General features: G+C 43.4%; 11 protein-coding genes. 6 read left to right on the forward strand and 5 right to left on the reverse strand.

The window, feature by feature from the left end; translation table 11 throughout:
- Positions 1-291: 291 nt before the first annotated feature.
- The 5 genes from H8744_RS05435 (at position 292) to H8744_RS05455 (ending at position 9,737) form a co-directional block, all read left to right on the forward strand.
- Positions 292-3,648 carry a glycosyltransferase family 117 protein gene (locus tag H8744_RS05435; RefSeq protein ID WP_262433867.1) on the forward strand — a complete coding sequence of 1,119 codons (3,357 nt, stop codon included), beginning with the start codon at positions 292-294 and terminating at the stop codon, positions 3,646-3,648.
- Between the two features lie 17 nt (positions 3,649-3,665).
- Positions 3,666-4,325 (forward strand): polysaccharide deacetylase family protein, encoded by a 660-nt coding sequence (locus H8744_RS05440; RefSeq protein WP_305067342.1) that lies wholly within the window; start codon positions 3,666-3,668, stop codon positions 4,323-4,325.
- A 113-nt stretch (positions 4,326-4,438) separates the two neighbouring features.
- Positions 4,439-5,386: a tRNA epoxyqueuosine(34) reductase QueG gene (gene queG, locus H8744_RS05445; protein WP_262433869.1), complete on the forward strand. Its 948-nt coding sequence runs from the start codon at positions 4,439-4,441 to the stop codon at positions 5,384-5,386.
- Between the two features lie 111 nt (positions 5,387-5,497).
- Positions 5,498-7,396: an Omp28-related outer membrane protein gene (locus H8744_RS05450; protein WP_262433870.1), complete on the forward strand. Its 1,899-nt coding sequence runs from the start codon at positions 5,498-5,500 to the stop codon at positions 7,394-7,396.
- Between the two features lie 334 nt (positions 7,397-7,730).
- The gene (locus H8744_RS05455; RefSeq protein WP_262433871.1) at positions 7,731-9,737 is read left to right on the forward strand and encodes a T9SS type A sorting domain-containing protein; all 2,007 of its coding nucleotides are present in this window, start codon (positions 7,731-7,733) and stop codon (positions 9,735-9,737) included.
- A gap of 148 nt (positions 9,738-9,885) precedes the next feature.
- Here the strand turns inward: H8744_RS05455 and H8744_RS05460 are convergent, their stop codons facing one another.
- On the reverse strand, positions 9,886-12,213 hold the full coding sequence (locus H8744_RS05460; protein WP_262433872.1) for a T9SS type A sorting domain-containing protein: 2,328 nt from the start codon (positions 12,211-12,213) through the stop codon (positions 9,886-9,888).
- 114 nt (positions 12,214-12,327) lie between these two features.
- On the opposite strand from H8744_RS05460, the gene H8744_RS05465 reads away from it, so the two are divergent.
- Entirely contained in the window at positions 12,328-14,061 is a 1,734-nt protein-coding gene (locus H8744_RS05465) for a helix-turn-helix domain-containing protein (RefSeq protein WP_262433873.1), read from the forward strand.
- Positions 14,062-14,370: 309 nt separating this feature from the next.
- Here the strand turns inward: H8744_RS05465 and H8744_RS05470 are convergent, their stop codons facing one another.
- The 4 genes from H8744_RS05470 to H8744_RS05485 form a co-directional block, all read right to left on the reverse strand.
- Positions 14,371-18,969, reverse strand: a complete 4,599-nt coding sequence (locus H8744_RS05470) for a T9SS type A sorting domain-containing protein (protein ID WP_262433874.1) — start codon at positions 18,967-18,969, stop codon at positions 14,371-14,373.
- Positions 18,970-18,995: 26 nt separating this feature from the next.
- A complete protein-coding gene (locus H8744_RS05475; protein ID WP_262433875.1) occupies positions 18,996-20,615 on the reverse strand; it encodes a T9SS type A sorting domain-containing protein in 1,620 nt (539 codons plus the stop codon).
- A gap of 113 nt (positions 20,616-20,728) precedes the next feature.
- The gene (locus H8744_RS05480) at positions 20,729-21,907 is read right to left on the reverse strand and encodes a helix-turn-helix domain-containing protein (RefSeq protein WP_262433876.1); all 1,179 of its coding nucleotides are present in this window, start codon (positions 21,905-21,907) and stop codon (positions 20,729-20,731) included.
- A 164-nt stretch (positions 21,908-22,071) separates the two neighbouring features.
- Positions 22,072-23,313 (reverse strand): BT3233 family polysaccharide utilization protein, encoded by a 1,242-nt coding sequence (locus H8744_RS05485; protein WP_262433877.1) that lies wholly within the window; start codon positions 23,311-23,313, stop codon positions 22,072-22,074.
- Positions 23,314-23,446: the final 133 nt, after the last annotated feature.

Consider the following 23,446-nt stretch of genomic DNA (forward strand, 5'->3'; position numbering starts at 1 on the left):
GAGACATGGGGGTGTTTGACAGTGAAACATACCCATGTCTCACTGCTTTACATCCCCATGTTTCACAGCTTTACACCCCCATGTTTCACATGATTGGTTCCGAAGGAAAACAGGTCGGCTTTATAAGAAAGAGGGGGCAGGATCAGACCCTGAAGCAGTCGCCTTAGCTTTATTCACCTCTTACGCTTCCTAAAAATCCTATAAATATTCCTTGATACTGACTCATTATATGCGTAAATCACTATCTTTGTGGCCACTTAACATGTTAATGAAACAACAACTATCGTTTTAATGAAGCAGTACAAAACCGTAAACAACCTCGTCGGTTGGCTTACTTTCATTATCGCTGCCACAGTCTATTGCATGACAATAGAGCCGACAGCCAGTTTTTGGGATTGTCCCGAGTTCATTACGACCGGCTACAAACTGGAAGTAGGACACCCGCCCGGCGCACCTTTCTTTATGTTGACGGCAAACTTGTTCTCTCAGTTTGCTTCCGATCCGTCTACCGTAGCCAAAATGGTGAATTACATGAGCGCCCTGATGAGCGGAGCATGTATCCTGTTCCTGTTTTGGAGTATCACACATCTGGTACGCAAACTCATCATTAAAGACGAAAACAATATCTCCACCGGCCAGCTGATCACCATCATGGGTAGCGGACTTGTCGGAGCATTGGTATATACATTCAGTGATACATTCTGGTTCAGTGCTGTAGAAGGCGAAGTATACGCTTATTCCTCCTTGTTCACGGCCGTCGTATTCTGGCTGATACTGAAATGGGAAGACGTGGCCGACGATCCGCACAGCGACCGTTGGTTGATCCTGATCGCCTATCTGACGGGATTGAGTATCGGTGTCCATTTGTTGAACCTACTCTGTTTGCCCGCCATCGTACTGGTTTACTACTACAAGAAAGTGCCCAATGCCAATGCAAAAGGCTCGCTGCTTGCCTTGCTGGGTTCCATGGTACTTGTGGGCATTGTTCTCTACGGTATCGTCCCGGGAGTGGTGAAAGTGGGCGGATGGTTCGAATTGCTCTTCGTCAACGGAATGAGCCTGCCGTTCAATACAGGTGTGATTGTTTACATCATCATCCTTGCAGCAAGCATCATCTGGGGTATATATGAAAGCTATAACGAAACCAGCCGTACACGGATGAACATTTCTTTCATGCTGACACTCGCCCTGTTGGGTATTCCTTTCTATGGACACGGAGTGAGCAGCATACTGATCGGCATCATCGTGCTGGTAGCATTAGGCTTCTACCTTTTTGCCAAGAAGATGAACAAGAAATACCAGCTTTCCGCCCGTTCGATGAATACGGCACTGCTTTGTACCATGATGATCATGGTGGGATATTCTTCCTATGCACTGATCGTGATCCGTTCAACAGCCAACACACCGATGGATCAGAACTCACCGGAAGATATCTTCACGCTGGGCGAATATCTGGGACGCGAACAGTACGGTACACGTCCGTTGTTCTACGGTCCCGCCTACTCTTCCAAAGTTGCTTTGGAAGTAAAAGACGGCTACTGTGTCCCTATCGAATCGGAAAGCACGACCAAATATATCCGCAAGGAAAAGACCTCAGCCGATGAAAAAGATTCTTATATCGAAGTTCCCGGCCGTGTAGAATATAAGTATGCTCAGAACATGCTTTTCCCACGTATGTATAGCAGCGCACATGCCCCGCAATACAAATCATGGGTGGATGTCACCGGCTATGACGTGCCCTACGATGAGTGCGGCAATATGATCATGGTGAACATGCCGACCCAATGGGACAATATCAAATTCTTCTTCCGCTATCAGCTTAACTTCATGTACTGGCGTTACTTCATGTGGAACTTCGCCGGCCGGCAGAACGACATACAAGGTAGCGGAGAACTGGAACACGGCAACTGGATCACCGGCATTCCGTTTATCGACAGTTGGCTGGTAGGCAATCAGGAACTGCTTCCGCAAGACCTGAAAGACAATAAGGGACACAATGTATTCTACTGTCTGCCTCTGCTGTTGGGAATCATCGGTCTGTTGTGGCAAGCCTACCGCGGCCCGAAGGGAGTACAACAATTCTGGGTGGTATTCTTCCTGTTCTTTATGACAGGTATCGCCATCGTACTGTACCTCAACCAAACTCCGGGCCAGCCTCGCGAGCGAGATTATGCGTACGCAGGTTCATTCTATGCCTTTGCCATTTGGGTAGGTATGGGTGTAGCCGGCATCATCCAGTTGCTACGCGAATACGCCAAAATGAAAGAAGCTCCCGCTGCCATCCTTACATCCGTTGTCTGCCTGCTCGTGCCGGTACAAATGGCAAGCCAGACGTGGGACGACCACGACCGCAGCGGCCGTTACGTTGCCCGTGACTTCGGACAGAACTATCTGATGTCCCTGCAAGAAAGCGGTAACCCGATCATCTTCACCAATGGAGATAACGATACTTTCCCATTGTGGTACAATCAGGAAACAGAAGGTTTCCGTACGGATGCACGTACTTGCAACCTGAGCTACCTGCAAACCGACTGGTACATCGACCAGATGAAGCGTCCGGCTTACGACTCCCCGTCATTGCCTATTACCTGGGATCGCGTGGAGTATGTGGAAGGAACAAACGAATATGTACCTATCCGTCCGGAGATCAAACAACAATTAGATGCCATGTATGCGCAGGCTAAAAACAGCGGAAATCCGGAAGCTTTGCAGAACATACGCAACGAATTCGGTGAAGACCCGTATGAACTGAAAAATATCCTCAAATACTGGATACGTTCGGACAAAGAAGGATTGCATATAGTCCCGACAGACAGTATCGTTGTCAAGATCGACAAAGAGGCTGTACGCCGCAGTGGAATGATGATTCCCGAAGCATTGGGCGACTCCATCCCCGATCATATGACAATTCTCTTGAGAGACGACAACGGAAAGCCGAAACGTGCGCTCTACAAGAGCGATCTGATGATGCTTGAAATGCTGGCAAATGCTAACTGGGAGCGCCCCATGTATATGGCTATCACAGTAGGTCGTGAAAACCAGTTAGGCATGGAAAAGCACTTTATCCAAGAAGGTCTTGCTTCACGCTTCACACCGTTCGACACACAAAAGCTGGGAGCAACCATCGATAGCGAGAAGATGTACGATAACCTGATGAACAAGTTCAAATTCGGCGGCATCGACAAACCGGGCATCTATATCGACGAGAACGTGATGCGGATGTGTTATACACACCGCCGTATTTTCTCCCAACTCGTAGAACAGTTGATGAAGGAAGGCAAGAAAGACAAGGCACTGGCCGCCTTGGAATATGTGGAAAAGATGGTTCCGGCTTACAATGTTCCTTACGATTGGCTAAACGGTGCAGCCCAAATGGCAGAAGCCTATTACCAGTTGGGACAGACGGAAAAAGCAGATAAGATCATGGCTGCAATGGCCAACAAAGCAGTAGAGTATCTGACTTGGTATCTGAGTATGAACGATTCGCACTTCCTTACTTCCGCTTACGAGTTTGAATTCCATCTTCAGATGTTGAGTGGAGAAGTGAGAACAATGGAAAAATACAAATCCAAACTGACGGAAAATTATGCCAACAAACTGGATGAGCTGTACGGCATGTACGTCACCCGGATGAAAGCAAATAGATAAAGTCACTCGAGGAAACCATGTTTATAGAACAACCGCCGTGGTTTTTCCGCGCATTATACCCGCAAGCCATCTTCCGGATGAGTCCCGACGAAAAGGCAGTGTATCTGACCTTTGACGATGGGCCAATCCCGGAAGTGACTCCTTGGGTATTGGATTTATTAGCCGAACATAACATCAAAGCCACCTTCTTCATGGTGGGAGACAATGTGAGACGGTATCCGGAAATCTTCCGTATGGTGGTAGACCGGGGGCACCGGATCGGTAATCATACCTTCAACCATATCCGGGGATTCGAATACTCGGCAGACGACTATCTGACGAACACGGATCGTGCCAACCAAGAGATGAAAACAGATCTTTTCCGTCCACCGCACGGCCATATGGGATTCAGGCAGTATCACACGCTGAAACAGCATTACAAGATCATCATGTGGGATCTCGTCACACGTGACTACAGTAAGAAGCTGCGCCCTGAACAGGTATTGGCGAATGTGAAGCGATATGTACGCAACGGTTCCATCATTACCTTCCACGATTCACTGAAATCCTGGAACAACGGAAACTTGCAATACGCTCTCCCCCGTTCCATCGAATACCTTCAAGAGCAGGGTTACGAATTCAAAGTGCTTCCCACACAAGAAGTATATCAGGCGGCACCCACCCTCTGTAGAGAGTAGCATGCCCAACAATTGTTCCCGGCAATACCGGAGAAGCTAAACGCTGGCGCCGATTAGTGATGTCTTATCAAGAAGAGAGAAGTATACCATGTGATGACAATGTAAGATGATAAATGAGCGATAATCAAGTCGAATTAGCAAAGACACCCCTTTCCTCAAAGGAGATAAAAGCCGAAGCTTCACGCCTCGGCTTTTCTGCCTGTGGAGTGGCACCTGCCGAGAAGGTAAACGAAACCGCCTCTGCCGCTTTATGCCACTGGCTCTCTGCGGGCATGCAATCAGGAATGAATTACATGAATAACTACTTGGATAAACGCCTCGATCCCCGATTGCTGATGGAAGGAACACAAAGTATCATCTCCGTTGCCCTTAACTATTATCCTTCGAAATTCCTTAAAAAAGACCAGTACCAGTTTGCCTGGTATGCCTACGGAAAAGATTATCATGATGTGATGAAAGCCAAACTAAACGAATTACTGGCATTTATCACCACCCTTACTCCCCTGCCCTTACAAAGCCGCACCTTCTGTGATACCGCCCCAGTATTGGAACGTTATTGGGCATGGCGTACGGGGCTGGGATGGATCGGCAAAAACACACAACTGATCATTCCACATGCCGGCTCTTGTTTCTTTTTAGGAGAAATATTCCTCGACAGGAAATTGGATTTCTATGATCATCCCCAACCTAGCCGCTGTGGTAATTGTACCCGTTGCTTGGATGCTTGTCCCACAAAAGCCCTGGAAGCCCCTTTATTGCTCAATTCCAACCGTTGTTTGTCATACCTGACCATCGAACACCGTGAATCCATTCCTCTCACAGAAGCCCAAAAAATGGGCAATAGGATATATGGCTGCGACGAATGTCAAAAAGCCTGTCCATGGAATCGCTTTGCCGTTCCCTGCCAAACTCCGGAGTTCCAACCTTCGGAAGCCTTCCTTGAAATGAAAAAAGAAGATTGGGAATCGCTCACCGAAGATCAATACCGAACCCTTTTTAAAGGAAGTGCCGTGAAACGAGCTAAATATGGCGGATTGATGCGGAATATAAAAAAGGGATAAAGAAAAGTGTTCCGATTTAACAATAAATACCACACGTTCAAGAACATATCTCATTAATATTCATTAAATTTACAGCCACTCAGAATTTGTTAACTAAAAAGCATGTTTATTATGAGAAAAAAGTTACTCGCAATCATGTTGTTAGCAAGCATATATGGCTTTGCACAACAACAAGTAAAATTCACAAAGCAGTCTAACAGTTTTGCTACCCGGTCAGAAGTAAGCAGTGTACAGAAAGCCATGGAATTTGGTGAAAATCAAATGATCATTGGCTATTGTCCGAATGAAGTAAATCCTGATGGCGGTGTAGGCGGTGTAAACCAACAAGTGGAAATGGCCGCTGCCGTTTACTTTCCTGTGGAAAAAATGAAACTTCTAACAGGAAATAAACTCTTGAAAATAAACTTGGCCATAATGGACACCAAAGTAAAAAACGTAAAAGTCTGGATTAGGTCAACTTTAAACGGTACCAACAAGATGGTACAGAGCATATCCAATATTACTAAAGGCTGGAATGAAGTGACATTGGAAACACCTTATGAATTAGATGGATCGGACATTTATGTAGGTTACACACTAACCGCTCCGGCATCTACCTATCCGATTGGATTTAGTGGAGGTGCGGATCAATCCAATGCTATGTTTTTGGCTATAAATAAGGCATGGTCAAATTATTATGGGATGAAATTTGGAAGTTTAAGCTTACAATGTCTCTTGGAAGGAGAGAAAAAAATAGAAAATGATGTAACTTTAATTGCCAATCCAATCGGGAACCATTATGCGAAACCAGATGAAGAATCAACAGTAACCTACCAAGCTTCAATATTCAATGCTACGGTTAATTCAGTTTCAAATTTCGAAGTTACATACCAAGCAGGTACAGGGGAAAAAGTATCAAAAACGATAGAAAAGGCAATAGCTCCTTTCGCCACTATAGATTTCGAACAAACCATCCAAGTCCCAAATTCACCGGGTAATCAAGACATTAATTTTTCTATTACTAAAGTGAACGGCAAAGAAGATGAATGTCCATTTGACAACACGTTAGCAGACTGGCTTTACATTTACACAGAATCATTCCCGAGAAGAGTGTTGGTAGAACAATTCACAACTCAACAATGTGGTTATTGTCCGACTGGTTTAAAAACACTAAACATGGCGCTGGAAGGAAAAGAATTTTCATGGGTAGCTCATCATGTAGGTTTTTACGATGATGATTTCACTATCGATGAAAGTGTAGAATATCTTGATTTATATGGAGGTGGTACTTATGCACCTGCATGTATGTTCGACCGTACCGTTGTTCCGGACGCAACAAGTCCAGTATTCGGACTTTCCTATCAATCGGTTTCGGGTGGTGCAAAAGTAGTGAAATCCTACTGGGATTATGTTTCTGAAATTCCTACTTTTATAACAGTAGATGTAAATGCGACTTATAATAATGATACCAGAACTCTTGATATATCTGTCAGCGGTCAGGCCCAGCAAGCTGCCTTAGCACGTATGAACCCCAAACTGACCATATTCTTGACGGAAAGCGGATTATCAGGAAAGCAATCAGGAGCAACTGGAACCATTGAGCATAATCATGTCATCCGTGCAGTCCTGACAGACGTATGGGGTAGTGAACCTGAGTGGTCGTCAGACAAGAACCAATATACATATCACACTACTTACAAGATACCTTCCACACAGAAAGTTGAAAACATGACGATTGTCGCCTTTATCTGTAATCAAGATGAAAATGATATCAATAACCGTATGATAATGAATACGGGAGAAATGCAATTATCTTCATTAACAGGAATAGAAACAATATCCAAAGAGAACAATAACATTGCGATCTTTGCAGAAAATGGTATGATAAAAGTTGACGGTCAATATGATAACTTACGAGTATTTACCCCCACCGGAATCGTTATTGATAACACTAATCTAGCTCCTGGTTTATATGTTGTGAAGTTAGAAATCGATAAACAGACTGTAGTGAAAAAAATAATCGTGAAATAAACCGATATATCTTTCAAGCAACTATTTAAAGATTGAATTAAAGGCAGCTATCTTGTAACAAGGTGGTTGCCTTTCTTTTTACGCAAATAAAGTGCATAAAGAGATGGCTTCTTATACATTTATGCACATACGAAAAAATAATTTTGCATTTAATTGCCTAAACCATTGGATTCTTAAAATATAATCAATAAATTTGGGAAATATATCAATTGAATTGTAAAAGGGATGAGTTAAAATCACTTTAGAATAGACAACTGAATTCCTCCTACAAACTTGGTTATTATTGCTATAATTACAAAAGATCATTATTTCTTACACATTAATTATACTAACCATGAAAAAAGTTGTACTATTCATTCTAATGTATTGCAGCAGTATCGGTATGATTGCTGCAAATACAAGTTTAATTTTGGGTAATCAGAATCAAAATGGTTCATTCTCCTCGAAAAGTCAGACACAGGCAGTGGCTAACGATGTCATTTCTCCCAATTCTTCAGAATCAGAACAGATCGAAAATCTGGCTTTACTTTGTAAAGTGTGGGGTTTTGTAAAATATCACCATCCAAAGATTAGTCTAAATAAGACCGATATGGACAAAGAATTATGCGATCTCATTCCTCAAATAAAAGCGGTGACAAACAAAGAGGAACGTAATACCATACTTTCAAATTGGGTAAATAATTTCGGGGAAATCACAGAATTTATGCCTGATAGTAATTTCCCGGATGCAGAAGAAATAAAGCTCATGCCCGATTATTCTTGGATCGACAAGAATGAGTTGGGCGATGCACTCGTTGCACAATTGGAAAATATTAAAAAGGCGGTCCGATCCGAAAATAATCCCTACATAAGTTTTTTCCCCGGAGTTCAGAACCCGGATTTTAGCGGTGAAAAGACTTATTCATTAATACAATATCCTACTGAGCAATACCGTCTTGTAGCCTTATTTAGATATTGGAATATCATCCAATATTATTTTCCCAACCGGCATTTAATCGATGATAACTGGCACGATGTTTTAAGGGAATTTATCCCACAATTCTTATCCGCCAAAGATAAATATGAATATAAATATTCGGTATTGGCACTATGGGCTAAAATAAAAGATTCCCACGCATTTATCGCTAAATGGGATAAAGTTTTGTATGAAATTTCCGGATATAGAAATAATTCAGTACCTGTAGGAATCAAATTTGTAGAAAACAAAGCAGTAATAACTGAATATTTTAATCAAGACTTAGGTAAAAAGACGGGATTACTTCCCGGAGATATAATTGAAACTATCGATGGAGTCAGTGTGGAAGATATTGTAAAAGAAAGGTTACCCATAACACCAGGTTCTAATTATACCACACAATTACGAAATATTGCATCCTATTTATTAATGAGTAACAATAACGAAATACAAGTAAAATATAAAAGAAATGACCTAGTTGAGACTAAGACAATCACCTGTTATAGTGACTATTCTGTTGATCTTCCTTATATAGATGCCATCCAAACTATCGATTCGGATATTACCTATATTTATCCGGGGACGATTGAGGAATCAGACTATACCCCCGATAAAATGAAGAAAATTCTAGAATCTAAAGGTATGATTATCGATATGCGCTGTTACCCCAACATTTTCATGGTTTTCAGTTTCGGCAAATACCTAATCCCCGAACCTACTCAATTTGCAAAATTCACGAATACCAATTATTCCTACCCAGGTTTATTCACTTACCGTGACGGAGATATATTAGGTGAAACCAATCCCGATTATTTCAAAGGTAAAATAGTTATCATAGTTAATGAAGAGACACAAAGTCAAGCCGAATACACAACGATGGCATTCCAAACTGCCCCCAATGTCTGTGTGATAGGAAGCACTACCGCTGGTGCCGACGGCAATGTCTCAACAATTATTTTGCCGGGGAACTTACAAACATATATCTCCGGCATAGGGGTTTATTATCCCGATGGAACTGAAACTCAGCGTGTAGGAATTGTCCCCGATATAGAAGTAAAACCGACTATCGAAGGGATCAGAAATGGAATTGACGAACCATTACAGAAAGCCATTGAAATAATAAACAGTGAGTCCGGAATCAAAAACCATTCAGCCGATAACGCGATTCTGTTATATCCCAATCCTGTGACTGAAGGATTTTATATAAAAGGCGCCAATGTTGCCAGTAGAGTTTCAGTATCAGATATGCAAGGGAGAACGGTATTCGTTGGGAATGTAAGCGATTCTGACGGATACGTAAATATAGGATCACTATCAAAGGGAACCTATATCGTAAGAGTCGAAATTGACAATAGAATAATACAAAAGAAAATTATCAAGATGTAAATTCATTTTAAGCTATACAGAAATTACATTAAAAACACGAATCAATTATCAAACTATCCATAGAAAAATGGTTTAGAAAAATTATAAAGCATGAATTAAGAGGAAGCTATCCATTAAGGAAAGCCTCCTCTTTTCAATATACTTTCTTCTAGTGAATATTCACTTTAAATACGGAACTGCATCCGTCCATATCTACTACTTTTACCAAATAGATACCGGCAGGTAAACCGGAAACAGGAACTCCTTGTGGAGTGCCGTCAGCAGTCACGCCCACCAATGTACCCGTTACGGAATACAACGATACGGAAGCATCTTCAATACCCTTCACATGCAGATAGCCATTGGAGATAAATATTTCCGCCTTTTCTCCGGCTATGGAAGAAATGCCTACAGCATCTTTGAGCTTAAACGCAGGACTGATAGTCTGCATTTGCTGATTGCCGGCTTTATCCGTCAGTGTTATCTTTAAGTCATACCACCCCGATTTAGTTTCCCCTTTGACACTTTCCAAAGAACCTCTGTAGAAATAACCGAAAGCTGGCATGCGATAAAGCTCAGGAATCTCCGTAACAGGCAGTTCTTTCCATTCATCATTCCCGTAGGATGAATAGAAGACTTCCGCATGCTGCTCTTTGCAATCGAAATAGAAACGATTGTCAGTATTATGAAAGTTGAAGTCACCACCTGCAAATTCCAAGACACCATCCGAAGCTGTTTCAAAACGGTCTGTTATCAATCCGGATGTATTCTTGAAATGCAGCATTTGAAGCGTAGGTGCCGTCCAATCGTCTTTCCGCTGATCATACAATATGCGGGTGACATTCTTTCCCGGAAGATCATCCACTCTTACGTTCGCGTTTACAAAAGTAAGATCGAATTCCCCATCAGGATGCTTCTCGGAAGCCCAAGTATAGGTCAGGCTATCAAGTTGGGCATAATCCGTACAAATCTCTTCACCATTATATTTGACACTCATCTCCAATGGAACATAATCACTCATTCGTATCTCACCCAAACGGCCTATATAACAACAAGCTAATCCGGACATTTTCCCTCCTACATATTCATCGTAGGAATTTTGTGCCATAAACGCATTTATCGGGCAACTATTACCGTAGATGCCGGTTTTTTCCGGCTGCATATAGGAGAATGCAGGATGACCGGGATATTCCAATATATCGCCTTTCTCTTCCGGTACTTGAAAAGAGTAATTCCCATAGGCATCATGCCCCTTATTCACATATTCCATACCGTTTTTAGTCATTATTACAGGTAAGCCGATCGTATTGGAATAATAATAGGAAGTATCCCGCCTTATACTACCGTCTCCTCTTTCCTGAATTTCAATGACCATCCGTCGATAGTCTCCGTACTGCGGCATCACCATAATATCCATCCTGTCTTTATCCAAATGACCTTCTTTCATGGCATCCACATAAAATTTTACTTTATCATCCTTTGATAAGATTACCGAATTCGTAGCACCGTCCCAACCACCGATTTGTACACCGTCAAAGAGGTCGATCGTTCCAAATCCGGGAATATGTCCTCCTTCTGTATCCATTCCCAATGGAGTAGATTGAAACGTATCTTCATACAAGATGTAATCTTTAGGATCGTTTTTGAGTACCTTTGATTCCGTGCCTTCCGTCCGGAATCTATTTACATAGTAAACCCCATCTTTTATCATCACGCGAGATTGCACTAATAAATACCTGTCACTGAGATCATTCACGAAAAAGTCCCAGCCTCTTTCCCTCTTCTGCGAGCCTTCTTCGTCCACACCTCCATTTCCAACCATTGTGCTTACCGCCCCATAACCTTTCAGAATAAAATAACGGCTAATAAGCATCTCGTCAACATTTCCCTCATCCAGTACTTCATAAGACATGTTGTCGTCCGATATGCGCCATAAAGGTAATCGCCACATCTCCCCGTCCGGATTGTAACCCTCCACCATAATATGGTTGGTAGCATCGGATGCGGCAAACACAATGGTGGTATCTTTGGAAAGCACCACTTGCTCCTTGATAAGAATAGCTATGCCGCCCGCATCCCCCTTTTCACCGAATCTCCAAAACTCGGTAGCCAAATCATACATACCGACGGGCACAGAAAGAGTAATAGATTCATTTTCATAATCATAATAATCAGTAGCATCATTTTCAGTATTATAAATCATGAAACTATTCGGAGTAAACCACTCTTTATCGTATTCAAAAGAACAGGTTACAGATACTTCACCGGCAGCACGGGTACGTACCGCACTTCTCTTCTCGGGAATATACGTTTTGTAGTCCCCTCTCTGTTTCACCTCATATTGCCGCTTATCTTGAATGGTTTTCGGCTTCAAGATGTATTTTCCTTTATCAAAGCGCTTTGGAGAATATTCAGTAATCACCTGCGCTTTCACACTTTCTCCTATCAGGAGGAACAAGCCGGCTATTGCCAGCAGATAAAGTAGTTGTCTTTTCATAACCGTAATATTTTTATGAGTTTTGATACGCAAATATAAGTTTCAGGAGGTTTCTACCATTAAAATCGGAGTGGACAATTGGGGGACAATCTCCTTTTTTTCTAAATTTGCGGAATGAAATGGTACATTCTGATCATAGTATGCAGTATCAGCCTAAGTTTATCGGGTAAAAATTGGGAGCCTGTCTACCAACCTTTTGATTCCCTTACCAACTTATGGGAACAGAGCATGGGGAGTTCTGCCGATATCGTCCAGAAGCGTCAATGGCTACGGGAGATGTATGCCATTGCCCGTGAACACAAAGCACGCCCGGTATTCATGTGGCGAGCCATGCATTGGGAAGCCTGGCTATTGCAAAAGACAGATCAACCTGATTCCGCCTTTGCCGTAACTCAAAGAGCCTTGAAGATGGTAGACACCTTGCAATATGAATATGATTACAAGAGATTGCAAAAGATTTGCATAAACCACCACGAAAACAAAGGCGACTATCTTGCAGCCTACAAAGCATGCAAATCGCAACTAAGGTTTTATGAGCAAATAGGCGATACGCTCAATATGGCCAATATTTATGTCTCCTTGGGAAACATGCTCAACAATTTTCATGAAGCAAACAAAGCATTAGTGTACTTGCAAAAGGCGGAACACATCTACCGGAGCATAGGAAAAACCGCGAATGTCACCGGAAACCGGCTCAACATAGCCAACTCACTCTATCTGGCGGGTAGACGAAAAGAAGCAGTCGATATGCTTGAAAACATCCTTACCACACCCATAATCCGGCAAGACACGGCCTTCCATCTTCAGGTACTGGCATCCATGTGTTCGTATATCGAGAATGACGAACGCGGAGAGAAATATACACGGGAGGCCTATTCTCTCGCACAGAGTTACGGCAAAATATATCCCATTATCAAAAGCAGCATCAACATGGGAGCCATATTCTTTAAGAAAGCGAATCCGGACAGTGCCCTCTACTACTACCGAAAAGCATGGAATTATCTGCAGAAGCATGATGACAATGAGATTCTTTTGCCAACCCTCAACGGGATAGCATTTAGTTTCCGGCAAAAGCAGCAATGGGATAGTGCTTACATTTATCTCTACACGGCCGGCTTTTACCGGGATTCGCTCCAACAGGTCAACAGCCTTTCCGAAGTACACCGCATCGAAAGCCGTGCAGCCATCGAACGTTATGAAGCAAACCTGCTACGGCAAAAGGAAGAAGCCCGAATGCACAGGATTATCCTTCTATTGATCCTTGCATTGGTCTCCGTATTGGCAGCCGTGAGTTGCTACATCTTCTGGACACAACGTAGAAAAGCAATCACACGAAAACGGATGCAGGAACTCGAAAACCGGGAATTAACCACCCGACTGGAAAAAGAACAACTTCAGAACAATTACTACCAACTAGAGATTGATTCGAAAAACAGGGAACTGACCTCCACTACCCTCATGCTGATTGAAAAGAACAAGATGATGGAAGAACTGATGAAGCGCATCAGCAGCGGGGGAGAAACCGGAGAAATCGGAAAAAGAACGGTACTCGAACTGAAAAGCCAGATTAAAGCTCATGCCTGCCAAGAAGATGAATGGCAATTCTTCCGCATCCATTTCGAGCAGGTACACCCGGGCTTTTTCAATAAGCTCAAAAACCTCTGCCCCACCCTCACCGAAGGCGAACTAAGGCTCTGCGCCTACATACGTACCGGAATGGAAAACAAGCAAATTGCCCAAATGCTGTCACAACAGCCGGATACAATTAAAAAAGCCCGTTACAGGCTCCGTAAGAAAACACCTATCGGACAAGAAGACTCATTGGAGGACTTCTTAAGAAGCATTTGAACGAGGACATATCAAGGAAACCAACCGATACCTTTTCCCCTGAAACAGATTCGTTCTCCCTATTGAAACGATCATACCATACTACCGAACAAGAAGAGTCTCAAGCCTTATTGTTTTCTTATCTGAACTGAATAACAAAAACATGGGGATGTTTATTGAAAGAACACCCCCATGTTTTATACTACAACATCCGGATGTTTTGATAGACAACATCCGGATGTTTTTTACATCAAGCTTGGATAATATGTAGCTAACCTATTGTATTATTACACTTTAGCCAGCCGTATTTCATATATTCCAAAAGCATATCTAATTCCTTACGATCAACTTACAGTTAACGGTTCCCACCGAAGTCATTACGCGAACGATATAAGTACCATTTGCCAAGCCGGGATTCATCCGGTATTCCGGTGCATTGATATCATCGTGACGCTGCAATAGCTGACCTTGCAGGTTGTAAATGGACACTGACAGCATAGCGGCATCCCCGGTAGTGATCGTTATTTCACCTGCCGTAGGATTCGGGTAGACAGACAGCAGCGTAGCAGTTACCGAATGGATACCGCTCAACTGTTTATTCTCCACTTCCTTCGTGCAAGCATCGTTTTCAGCATTGGCATCGTCTTCGAGCAATGTAACGGCAACTACCGTGTATTTCTTATAGGCTACGAATTCATATTGTGTCGGGAATGTATAGACAATGGTTTCACCCGGCTGGATGGTTTCATCGATCGTTCCCAACTGAGGCATCGTGCCAATGGTATAACAAACCGGAATCCGGCTGACTGCCGCCTCACCAAAGTTCTTGACTTCAATGGTCACATCCTGAATACCTAAATCTTCACCGGTTTCGGGAGAAAGGATGGTAATCACACCTACATCCTGTGTCAGGCATTTCACGGTCACGGTGCAGGCATCATTATCCGGGTTTACGTCATTCGGGACAGTAGTGTAACTCTTGATCCGATACTCACCCGCTTTCTTCATCATTACGGCATCGGCAAAAGCATACTCAACCGATTCACCGGGCTTAATACTTGGGACAACCCCCGTCACAACCTGGGCATCCGGGCCGTCCGTACCCAAATAGGTGACTTCTGCCATAACACGCACGTCGAACAGATCGACTTCACTATAATTATGCACAGCTACTTTCACTATTTCAGCCTCTGTGAGAATAGCATCCACCGGAGACAATACTTCGGTCACTCCGGCATCGAAATTCTTGTGAGAAGAAGCTATGGACGTTTCCAGACGATTGTTTCCTTCGTTGACATCATCCGGAAGAGCCGTTGTTATCACAAAATGATACGTATCCTCGTCATACAAGTCTACTGCTTCATCAAAAGCGTATTGGATAGTCTTACCATCGGCAAGAGGTCCGGCAACTGTCCCGGTTAATGTCTTCGTATAACCGCCTTCGGTTGTCACCACACATTGCACGGGAATATCCGTCAGAACCCCTTTGCCTTCGTTCTTCAAAGTGATTGTCACCACCTCTTCATTACCCAGCAAACCCGATTGGGGAGCATCCAGACTGACTACGGCAACATCCGGTACGGGGAGGCTCTTGATCTTATACGTTACCACATTATCATCCGGTGTGAGTTCTTCGGCCACATCTGCCGAAACCTGAATGGTATATTCACCCGGTGCATATAAATCTATTTCGGGGAACTCCATCGTATAAGAGTCATTATTGTTTGCCGATATATACTGTGAATAGAACGAGCGATACTCTTTATCACCCACCTTACAAATGAACGGGATGCTTGCCAACGGAAGTTTGCCCTTGTTCTGGAAGGTAACCGTCAGTTTCTCCTTAGCGGAATACACGGCATCTCCTTTTGGAGCGGTCACTTCCAGTAACTGGACTTCGGGCTTCTCCGTCACTTTGCGGACAGCGAAACTTGCCGAGACGGACAGTGAAGCAGTCTTCCCAAGCGGTGCGAAGCAGATATTATAGTTCCCATCTTCCGGGACAGTAAAGTAACCCAAGTATTGTGCCCCCTTAACAATCGATTCCAGACGGACTAGATCGACTTTCTTATCTGCTGTAGCATCATAGGCATAGACCTCGACCGCTGCAGTATCTCCTTCAATCACTCCAAACCGGAAATCGAGGCTGTAAGTGGTTGCCTTCTCAAACGAGATACAAGGAGTAGCCACAAGGTCGTTCGCCTCAATATCCTTGCTGCCTACGTATTGGAAGCCTACTGTAGCATTCTTCACCGGGACAAAGCGACAGACATCTTTATTACGATTGATCACCGCCCAAGTGTCGAGTGCAACAAAAGGATTCGGAGAATAAGGTACGGTTTCCGGTTCCACATAGTTCAGATTCATCGTTTTCAGATTGTTCGTATTGTCACCGTCTCCTTCCGTAACGACCTCCACTGTAAGCGTCTCCGAATCCGAGCCGTTGAAGGTCAAATCACGATCAAAATAAATCAAGTAAGTATCATTCGGTTGCAACGATATGCCGCTATAATCACGTTTTACCTCCCCGATGGAAGGAGAATTGGCCTTCAAGGAGAATGCGGTGATTGCTTTCTTTCCTTCATTTCTGACAATGGCTCCCAGCGGGAAGTTGTTGTAACAAGATATGTTGGCAGTAGGCATCACTATCTCTTCCAGCGAAAGGTCGTAATCATAGGTTTTCGTGAAGCGGAACTTCCCTAAATAGATTTTAAAGTCCACCGGTTCGGAATTGACCACGCTGAATTCCACTTCGTAAATGCCTGTCTCGGTAACATCTGCCTTCAAAATCATCTCTTCATAATTGGCCCAAGTGACCGTGCCGCTCCAAATGCTTCCTGCCAATGTCCGTGTCTCCCCGTCCACCTTATACAGATTGACGGCAAGTGGCATACTGGCTCCGTTCTTTCCAACTTTAGACAAGAAGGATATTTTATACTGCGTCCCTGCTTCCAATCGCATCGGACGGGAGTTGAGCTGCTCATCCGAAGTAGGAATCGTAACAGTACTCCAATTGATGAGTCCACCGCCATAACTGTATATGTAAGTATTCAAATCGGTTTCCGAACTTGGATTGAACTTATAGTAGTCGGCATTCTTATCAACCACCGTCCAATAGTCCAGTTCATCACTCTTCTGCGATGCATCGCCAAAATTGGGAATGTAGGGTATTCCTGTTACCGTACTGACATAATCGATGGTTATGGTATCATTACCGGCATTCTGGTCATCGGGCAGCGAAGTCCAGACCGCTAAAAGATGCCTGCTGCTGACATCCGATAAATCGAGTTTACCGCCAAACGTGTGGGTCAGTTGCTCATTCGGCTCCAATGCCTTCCCTATGGTTTCCGACACGATGTCGCCATCGTTCAGCCGCAGGTTCACTTTCATCGTATTGGCAGGGATTACACCCAATCCCAAATTACGGACAACCACTTCCACCTCCTCGGCATTACCGAACAAGTACGGATGGTTGACAGGTTTGAGGATATCGACAATGCCTGCATCATTTCCCGATACTTCGCGAACGGCAATGTTATCCAACCGCATTTCACCGGCTCCGGGAGTGCTGAGGCAATTGAAAGCAAAATAATAAATCCCGCTTGTAGGTGCCTGGAAACGGGCAAGGTTGTTCAAAGTGTTATCCGCACCGATAGCTTCATTCTTCCAAATCTCCGTCATCGGATTTTCCAAATCTTTATCGGTAGCGGCATAAACTTTCATTTTATTGATGCCTGTGCCTTCGGTGACAGTATATACATCGAAGGCGACACTGTATGTCTTTCCACCTTCCAGATGAACAGGACGGGAGATGACGTAAGCATCACAATCTTCTTCAGCCCATTCAGGCTCTATGATCCAATAGAAGTGATTGCCTTCGACATTATAATCCCAGTAAGCTTCGTAATTATTCTCCATCGTATTCCACTCATCGGTACTGACCGTTATCGCACCGTCTTCCATCTGTATAAATCCGGGAACATAAGGAATGCCTGCCGTGATGTTTTCAATATAGGCAATCAATTCATTATTATCCGGATTCTCATCTCCCTCCATCCTTACTCCGGCTTTGAGGATAAACGAAGCAAGAGACATACCTAAATCGGCTTTCTGCATGAAAGTATATTCCACCGTTTCACCGGTCTTGACTGCTTCTTGGGGGACGTATGTCTCAACAACCTCCGGTTGGTCATCAACTTGATAATAAAGGTCGATCGAAGAGATGGGTTGGCTTCCCTCATTTGTAAACTGTATGGTGACCGGTTCTTCCTTGCCGAAAGCACCGGAAGTAGGCCGTCTTTCGTCTGTTGAATAATTGACAGACGTTATTCCGGGTTCTATCGCAGAACGTTCGGAAACAAAAACACCATCGACATAACCTTCCAGCCCGCTTGGATTTGCACTTTCGGGGACATCGACATAAAATTGCAAACGGACTTTCCCTCCGTCGAATTGAGAAGGAAGAACGTATTTATAAAGATTCCATCCTTTCACGGTTTCCGTACGCGGATCGTCTCCTTGTTTAAACAAATCCACCCAAGTAATCCCGTTATCCCCGGTCACCCGGAAACGGAAATCGACTCCTCCACGCAGACAGTAGTAAAGGTCATACCCATAAAAGCCTATCTGCAAGCTTTGTTTGCCGGACAGGTCTATTTCGGGAGAAGTAAGTGTCAGTTGTATGTTTTTAGACCTAAGAGATAAGACAGCAGACGAAGTACTCGTCGCATCAATGTCGGTAAATGAATAAGTATCATTTTCGGATATCTCCCATAAAGTCAAGTCACCGGCAGCCTTATTCTCTTGCTGCCATTTATTGAATACATCTTCATTGTCGAACCCTTCCTTAAAGACGGGCGAGCCAAAATATTGCGCATAAGAAGCCACCCATGCAAGCAATACAACAGAAATAATCAAAAATCTCTTCATAAATCTCTATTATTAAGATGAATATATTAATCGATAATCAATTTGCCACAGAAAGTGCCCTCGGAAGTCTGTAACATAAGCAGATAAATGCCGGAGGAGAGTGTCGGAACCGTATAGGTGTGTTCGTTCATTCCCCCGTCCAAAACAGTCGCACCGAGATCGGCTACACGCTTTCCTGTCAGATCGAGTATAGAAACGGAAGCATTCGCAGGGGTATCCACCGCCAATGACATAGTGAAACTCTTTTGCCCCGGATTATAACGGATAGAGAACTGATCTTTACCATCGGCATGCGTATCTGTTATAGACGAGCCTTTCCCGATTTCCACATTTTGCGCAAAGACCGACAATGCATTGTCCGACCATGCAATTACGAATTGCCCCGATAATAAAGCCAACCCGCCACGCCCTTTATCACCGGCTGCATCACTGATGGTAACATTGCTTTGAACTACTTCACCGGTGAAATCTATTTTGGAATATTCCACAGTGGCTTGGTTGTAAGTGGATGCATTTCTATAAATCACCAAAATGCCGTCTGCCACCGGAACCATGCCATAAATCGCAAACTGGCTTGCCACCACACCGGAGATCTCTTCTACGTTCCATTCCAAGTCACCATTCTCATTATACCGGTTCAAAACCATGTTTTTCGCGTCCTTTGGTCCGCTGGCACAAGCGGCATACAGAGCTTTTACGGAGGGATCGAAGCAAATAGCGGACAAATCTTCCAATAATACACCCTCTTCTTCATACCTCTTATTTCCTTGCGAATCGACCCTCTGAACTTTTCCTGCCACTCCGAATTGTGAAACGGCATATCTCCAACTCGTAATGATTCCATCGGCACCGTCACTGATTACGGAAGGTTCAGCCGTTGTCTTCACCAAACCAGAATCATCGATCAGTGCTTTTTCCGCCCACGCCTCTTCACCGTTGGCAGTATATTTCATAGCCAGATAATTGTTCGTACTGGCTTCATAATAAGTAGCGATAATGCCATCGGCACCGGAAGGAGTCATATTGAATATCCCATTGGCACCGGATAAACTAATCGAACCGCCCCATGCCTTGGAGCCGTTCTCCTGCAATTTCATGATTTGTACATCGGTACGACCTCCTACCATATTCTGGAAGCCGACCAAAACATTATTGGACTTGGTGATACACACATGAGGATTCAACCCCGTTCCTTCATTCTCCTGTAATAAGGGCTTCCCCGCTTCTCCCCACAATTGTTCTCCGGTCTGGGATATCTTATATACATAAGGTTGCCATTGTGAATTTCTCGTATCACAATTTACAATAACGGCACATCCATCCTCCGTCACAGCAAATCCATAGCCACTGCTCCATGTAGGCGTAGGTTGCTTCGACACATACATCCCACCCTCTTGCAGTAACGCTTTACCGTCTTTATCTAATAATTGTAGTTTGATATACCCGTTCTCATTTTCCCAAGATAGCCATGAAATAAAGACCTTGTCATCCGAAGTCTTCCCAACCTGCACTAAATCCAAAGCACCGAAGCCGGATTTTGAAATTAATAGATTCTCACTTAAGTTTTCATTCCATTGGGCACTCGCATTTAACATGCCAAGAAATGTAAACAACACAAGTAACATTGCACGGTAAAATTTGTCCATAATCGTTTGAATTAAGAATTATAGCACAAATATTACGATTATTAATTAAAGAATCGCCTCAATTTGCAAATTGAAACTAATTTGTGGCGATAAAAGTGGTATTACTATAGTTTTTACTGGCTATTCTGACTTCTGAATTGCTGTGGGGTGAGGTTTACGTATTTCTTAAAACTCCGGTTAAAAGTGGCTTTAGAATTAAAACCCGCCTCAAAAGAGATGCCGAGAAGCGTCAGTTTCTCCGAACCGGGCATCCGAATGATCTTTTTCACCTCTTCTACTCGGTATTTATTGATATAATCGAAAAAAGTATTGTTCAGTTTATTATTCAGGACAAGTGAAATGTGATAACGGGGAATCCCGATCGCCTGTGAGACATCGTTCAGGCTAAGGTTTTGGTTCAGATACATTTTATCCGTTTCCATAGCATGAACCAACTTCCGTATCACCTCATCGCAATAACTGTCTTCCAACAAGATATTTTTCTTTTCTTCCTCAGATTCATCTTCTATCTCTATCGGCTCCACATGATCGATAGAAGGCAACAGAGGTTTTGTCTGCGCAAACCGCGTGGTAACGAATAACTCCCGCTTCACGAACAGGTAATAGGAAATAACATAGATGCTTCCACCTACCAGGAAGAAATGGATGTCGAAATAATAATCCCGTATCAGATTAAAAGCATATAATTTATCCCCTATCGAACCGAAAAGCCATATCACAAAAATCAATAGAAACAGGTTCCTCAACCAATAGAGGGTAAGATGATCGATGTTAGAAAAAGCCTCTTTCACCTGTTGATGGTATTTCTTGATATAAACCAATGAAAGTCTAAGGTAAATGATCCCTTGAATAATGGCGATGTTGTCTATCAGAAAATGAACCACCCTGAAATAGAGTGTAGGCGGAGAAGTCATCAACTTGATTTTACCTTCCGCGGGCAATATAATGAAAGGGATCAATGCCAGAAGAGCGAATAGAGCCGGCAGAAAATGCAAATAGTCCGTTTTCTCGAACCGGGGCACTTTACGGCTCATGTATTTCACATACAAAAAAGGAAACACAAAGAACAGCAAGAACACTACGTTACCGAACTTCAGCAGGAAATGATGCGCGATGATGTAATCGACATCCTGAAATACCGTATACCGGTAGTAGCACATGGTTCCCCATACCAGAGATACCAATCCAAGCAACCTGTTAGCTAACTTGTTTTCAGACAAGCTAAACAAAGCCACTGCTAAGAGGATGCTCTGTACAAAGCAAACCATCAGAAATAATTCTTTAAAGCTCATTCAAACTGGATCTCTATTTGTGATAATGTGTTTCTCTCAGATGCACAAAAATACAAATAGTTTCCAATATTCATGAAGATAACATCCGAAAAATGGAGAGAATGGGTTTCAAGACAACAAATATCTGATGACAAGACGGTCTTTAACAGTGAAAAAGATGATAATTATCGTATGGTTACAGTCAATGGTGTATGTAGTTTCTTTGCAAACTCAGATATGTACCGGTTCCATGCCTCAGTCGTTTTTATATCAGCTTTGTCCCAAGCAGCACCCCAATAATAAGTATATTCGGAACCCGGTTCGTAGTCGCTTATTGCCAGTACATGGCCATCGGCACCGCCACGCAGTTCTTTTTTCTCTTTCTCGGGAAAAAGAACCACTTTTGCCTCTTTCACAGAGGCAGGGAAGACGGCTCCTACAAAGACTTTTCCGTTATCATTGTGTACATTATCAGTCGGATCGACATAAGAGATATAACCATTGGCAGCATCCGCTACCACGGCACCATCAGGTTCGTGAAGTACGATGCCGGTAGCAACCGGAAGGACTTCCTTCAGATTTGTATAAGAAACCACTGTCTTATTCATATGTGAGCCTGCATCCAAAGTGATCATACGAGTCTCGATGACGTCAGAATCTCTTTTAAGGGTCAATGGATTATAAACCAATTTCACGGTAAATCGCAACGGGCCATTGTCCAAAATATCCTGAGTAGCGTAACAATAGGGATAGACAATGGTATCGCCCAGCATTAAGGCAGATGCACCGGCACCCAATGTAGGTCCCACTTTGTAGCAATCCAAACCGTTGCCATGATCGACATGGTATGATATAGAACGGTAAAGTTCTTCGGCAGCTTCAGGATCTATCTTTCTAAGTTCCTCGATCTTAGCTCTTGCCTCAACATTCAGTTCATCGGCATAACGGGCTTCTACCACAGGTTCCGTTGTATTGTACTTCGTCCAAATATCATAACCGAAAGCACGTTCTCCGGTTGTTTGCAGGGCGGGACCATAGGTACGGAAAGCTACCAATTCGTTCTCCCATGCGACATCGTCCAGACGTTCGGGATAACAACGTCCAAATGTTTTTGTTTCAAAAATAACCGGTATCCCCGGTTGAATGGTATAAACCGCTGTTTCATTTGCCTGAACCGTAACCGGAAAAATAACCTTCTCATCATAAGTAATCTGGTAAGGGATCTGCTGCCCGTCAGCATCCAATACAACGATCTGCGAGGTATCGGCCAATTGGAGTTTGGAATTCACATCTCCCATGGATACTTCGACCATTTCAGCCGCGCGTTCGAATGCGGCAGGGTTAGTCACCGTCACGGTAACCGTTTTGTTCTCATTACAGGCAAAGCATATAAGAGCAATTGCAATAAAGAATAATAGTTTTTTCATTCTTTCTTTTGTCATTAAACAGGATACGAACCAATAAACTGGAGTTCCGCAAACTTAAATAAAGGCTCAAAAATAGAAAAAGAAAACGGTATAACATTTCTTTTCGGCCTTTATTATATATCAATATGATCTG

Source organism: Jilunia laotingensis, from assembly GCF_014385165.1.
Classification (GTDB): domain Bacteria; phylum Bacteroidota; class Bacteroidia; order Bacteroidales; family Bacteroidaceae; genus Bacteroides; species Bacteroides laotingensis.

Bases quoted from the DNA above. Each gene is read 5' to 3' on its own strand.
- H8744_RS05435 (WP_262433867.1), top strand. From the start codon at position 292: ATGAAGCAGTACAAAACCGTAAACAACCTCGTCGGTTGGCTTACTTTC.
- H8744_RS05460 (WP_262433872.1), bottom strand. From the start codon at position 12,213: ATGAAAAGACAACTACTTTATCTGCTGGCAATAGCCGGCTTGTTCCTC.
- H8744_RS05480 (WP_262433876.1), bottom strand. From the start codon at position 21,907: ATGAGCTTTAAAGAATTATTTCTGATGGTTTGCTTTGTACAGAGCATC.
- H8744_RS05485 (WP_262433877.1), bottom strand. From the start codon at position 23,313: ATGAAAAAACTATTATTCTTTATTGCAATTGCTCTTATATGCTTTGCC.
- H8744_RS05450 (WP_262433870.1), top strand. From the start codon at position 5,498: ATGAGAAAAAAGTTACTCGCAATCATGTTGTTAGCAAGCATATATGGC.
- H8744_RS05465 (WP_262433873.1), top strand. From the start codon at position 12,328: ATGAAATGGTACATTCTGATCATAGTATGCAGTATCAGCCTAAGTTTA.
- H8744_RS05470 (WP_262433874.1), bottom strand. From the start codon at position 18,969: ATGAAGAGATTTTTGATTATTTCTGTTGTATTGCTTGCATGGGTGGCT.
- H8744_RS05455 (WP_262433871.1), top strand. From the start codon at position 7,731: ATGAAAAAAGTTGTACTATTCATTCTAATGTATTGCAGCAGTATCGGT.
- queG (WP_262433869.1), top strand. From the start codon at position 4,439: ATGAGCGATAATCAAGTCGAATTAGCAAAGACACCCCTTTCCTCAAAG.
- H8744_RS05440 (WP_305067342.1), top strand. From the start codon at position 3,666: ATGTTTATAGAACAACCGCCGTGGTTTTTCCGCGCATTATACCCGCAA.
- H8744_RS05475 (WP_262433875.1), bottom strand. From the start codon at position 20,615: ATGGACAAATTTTACCGTGCAATGTTACTTGTGTTGTTTACATTTCTT.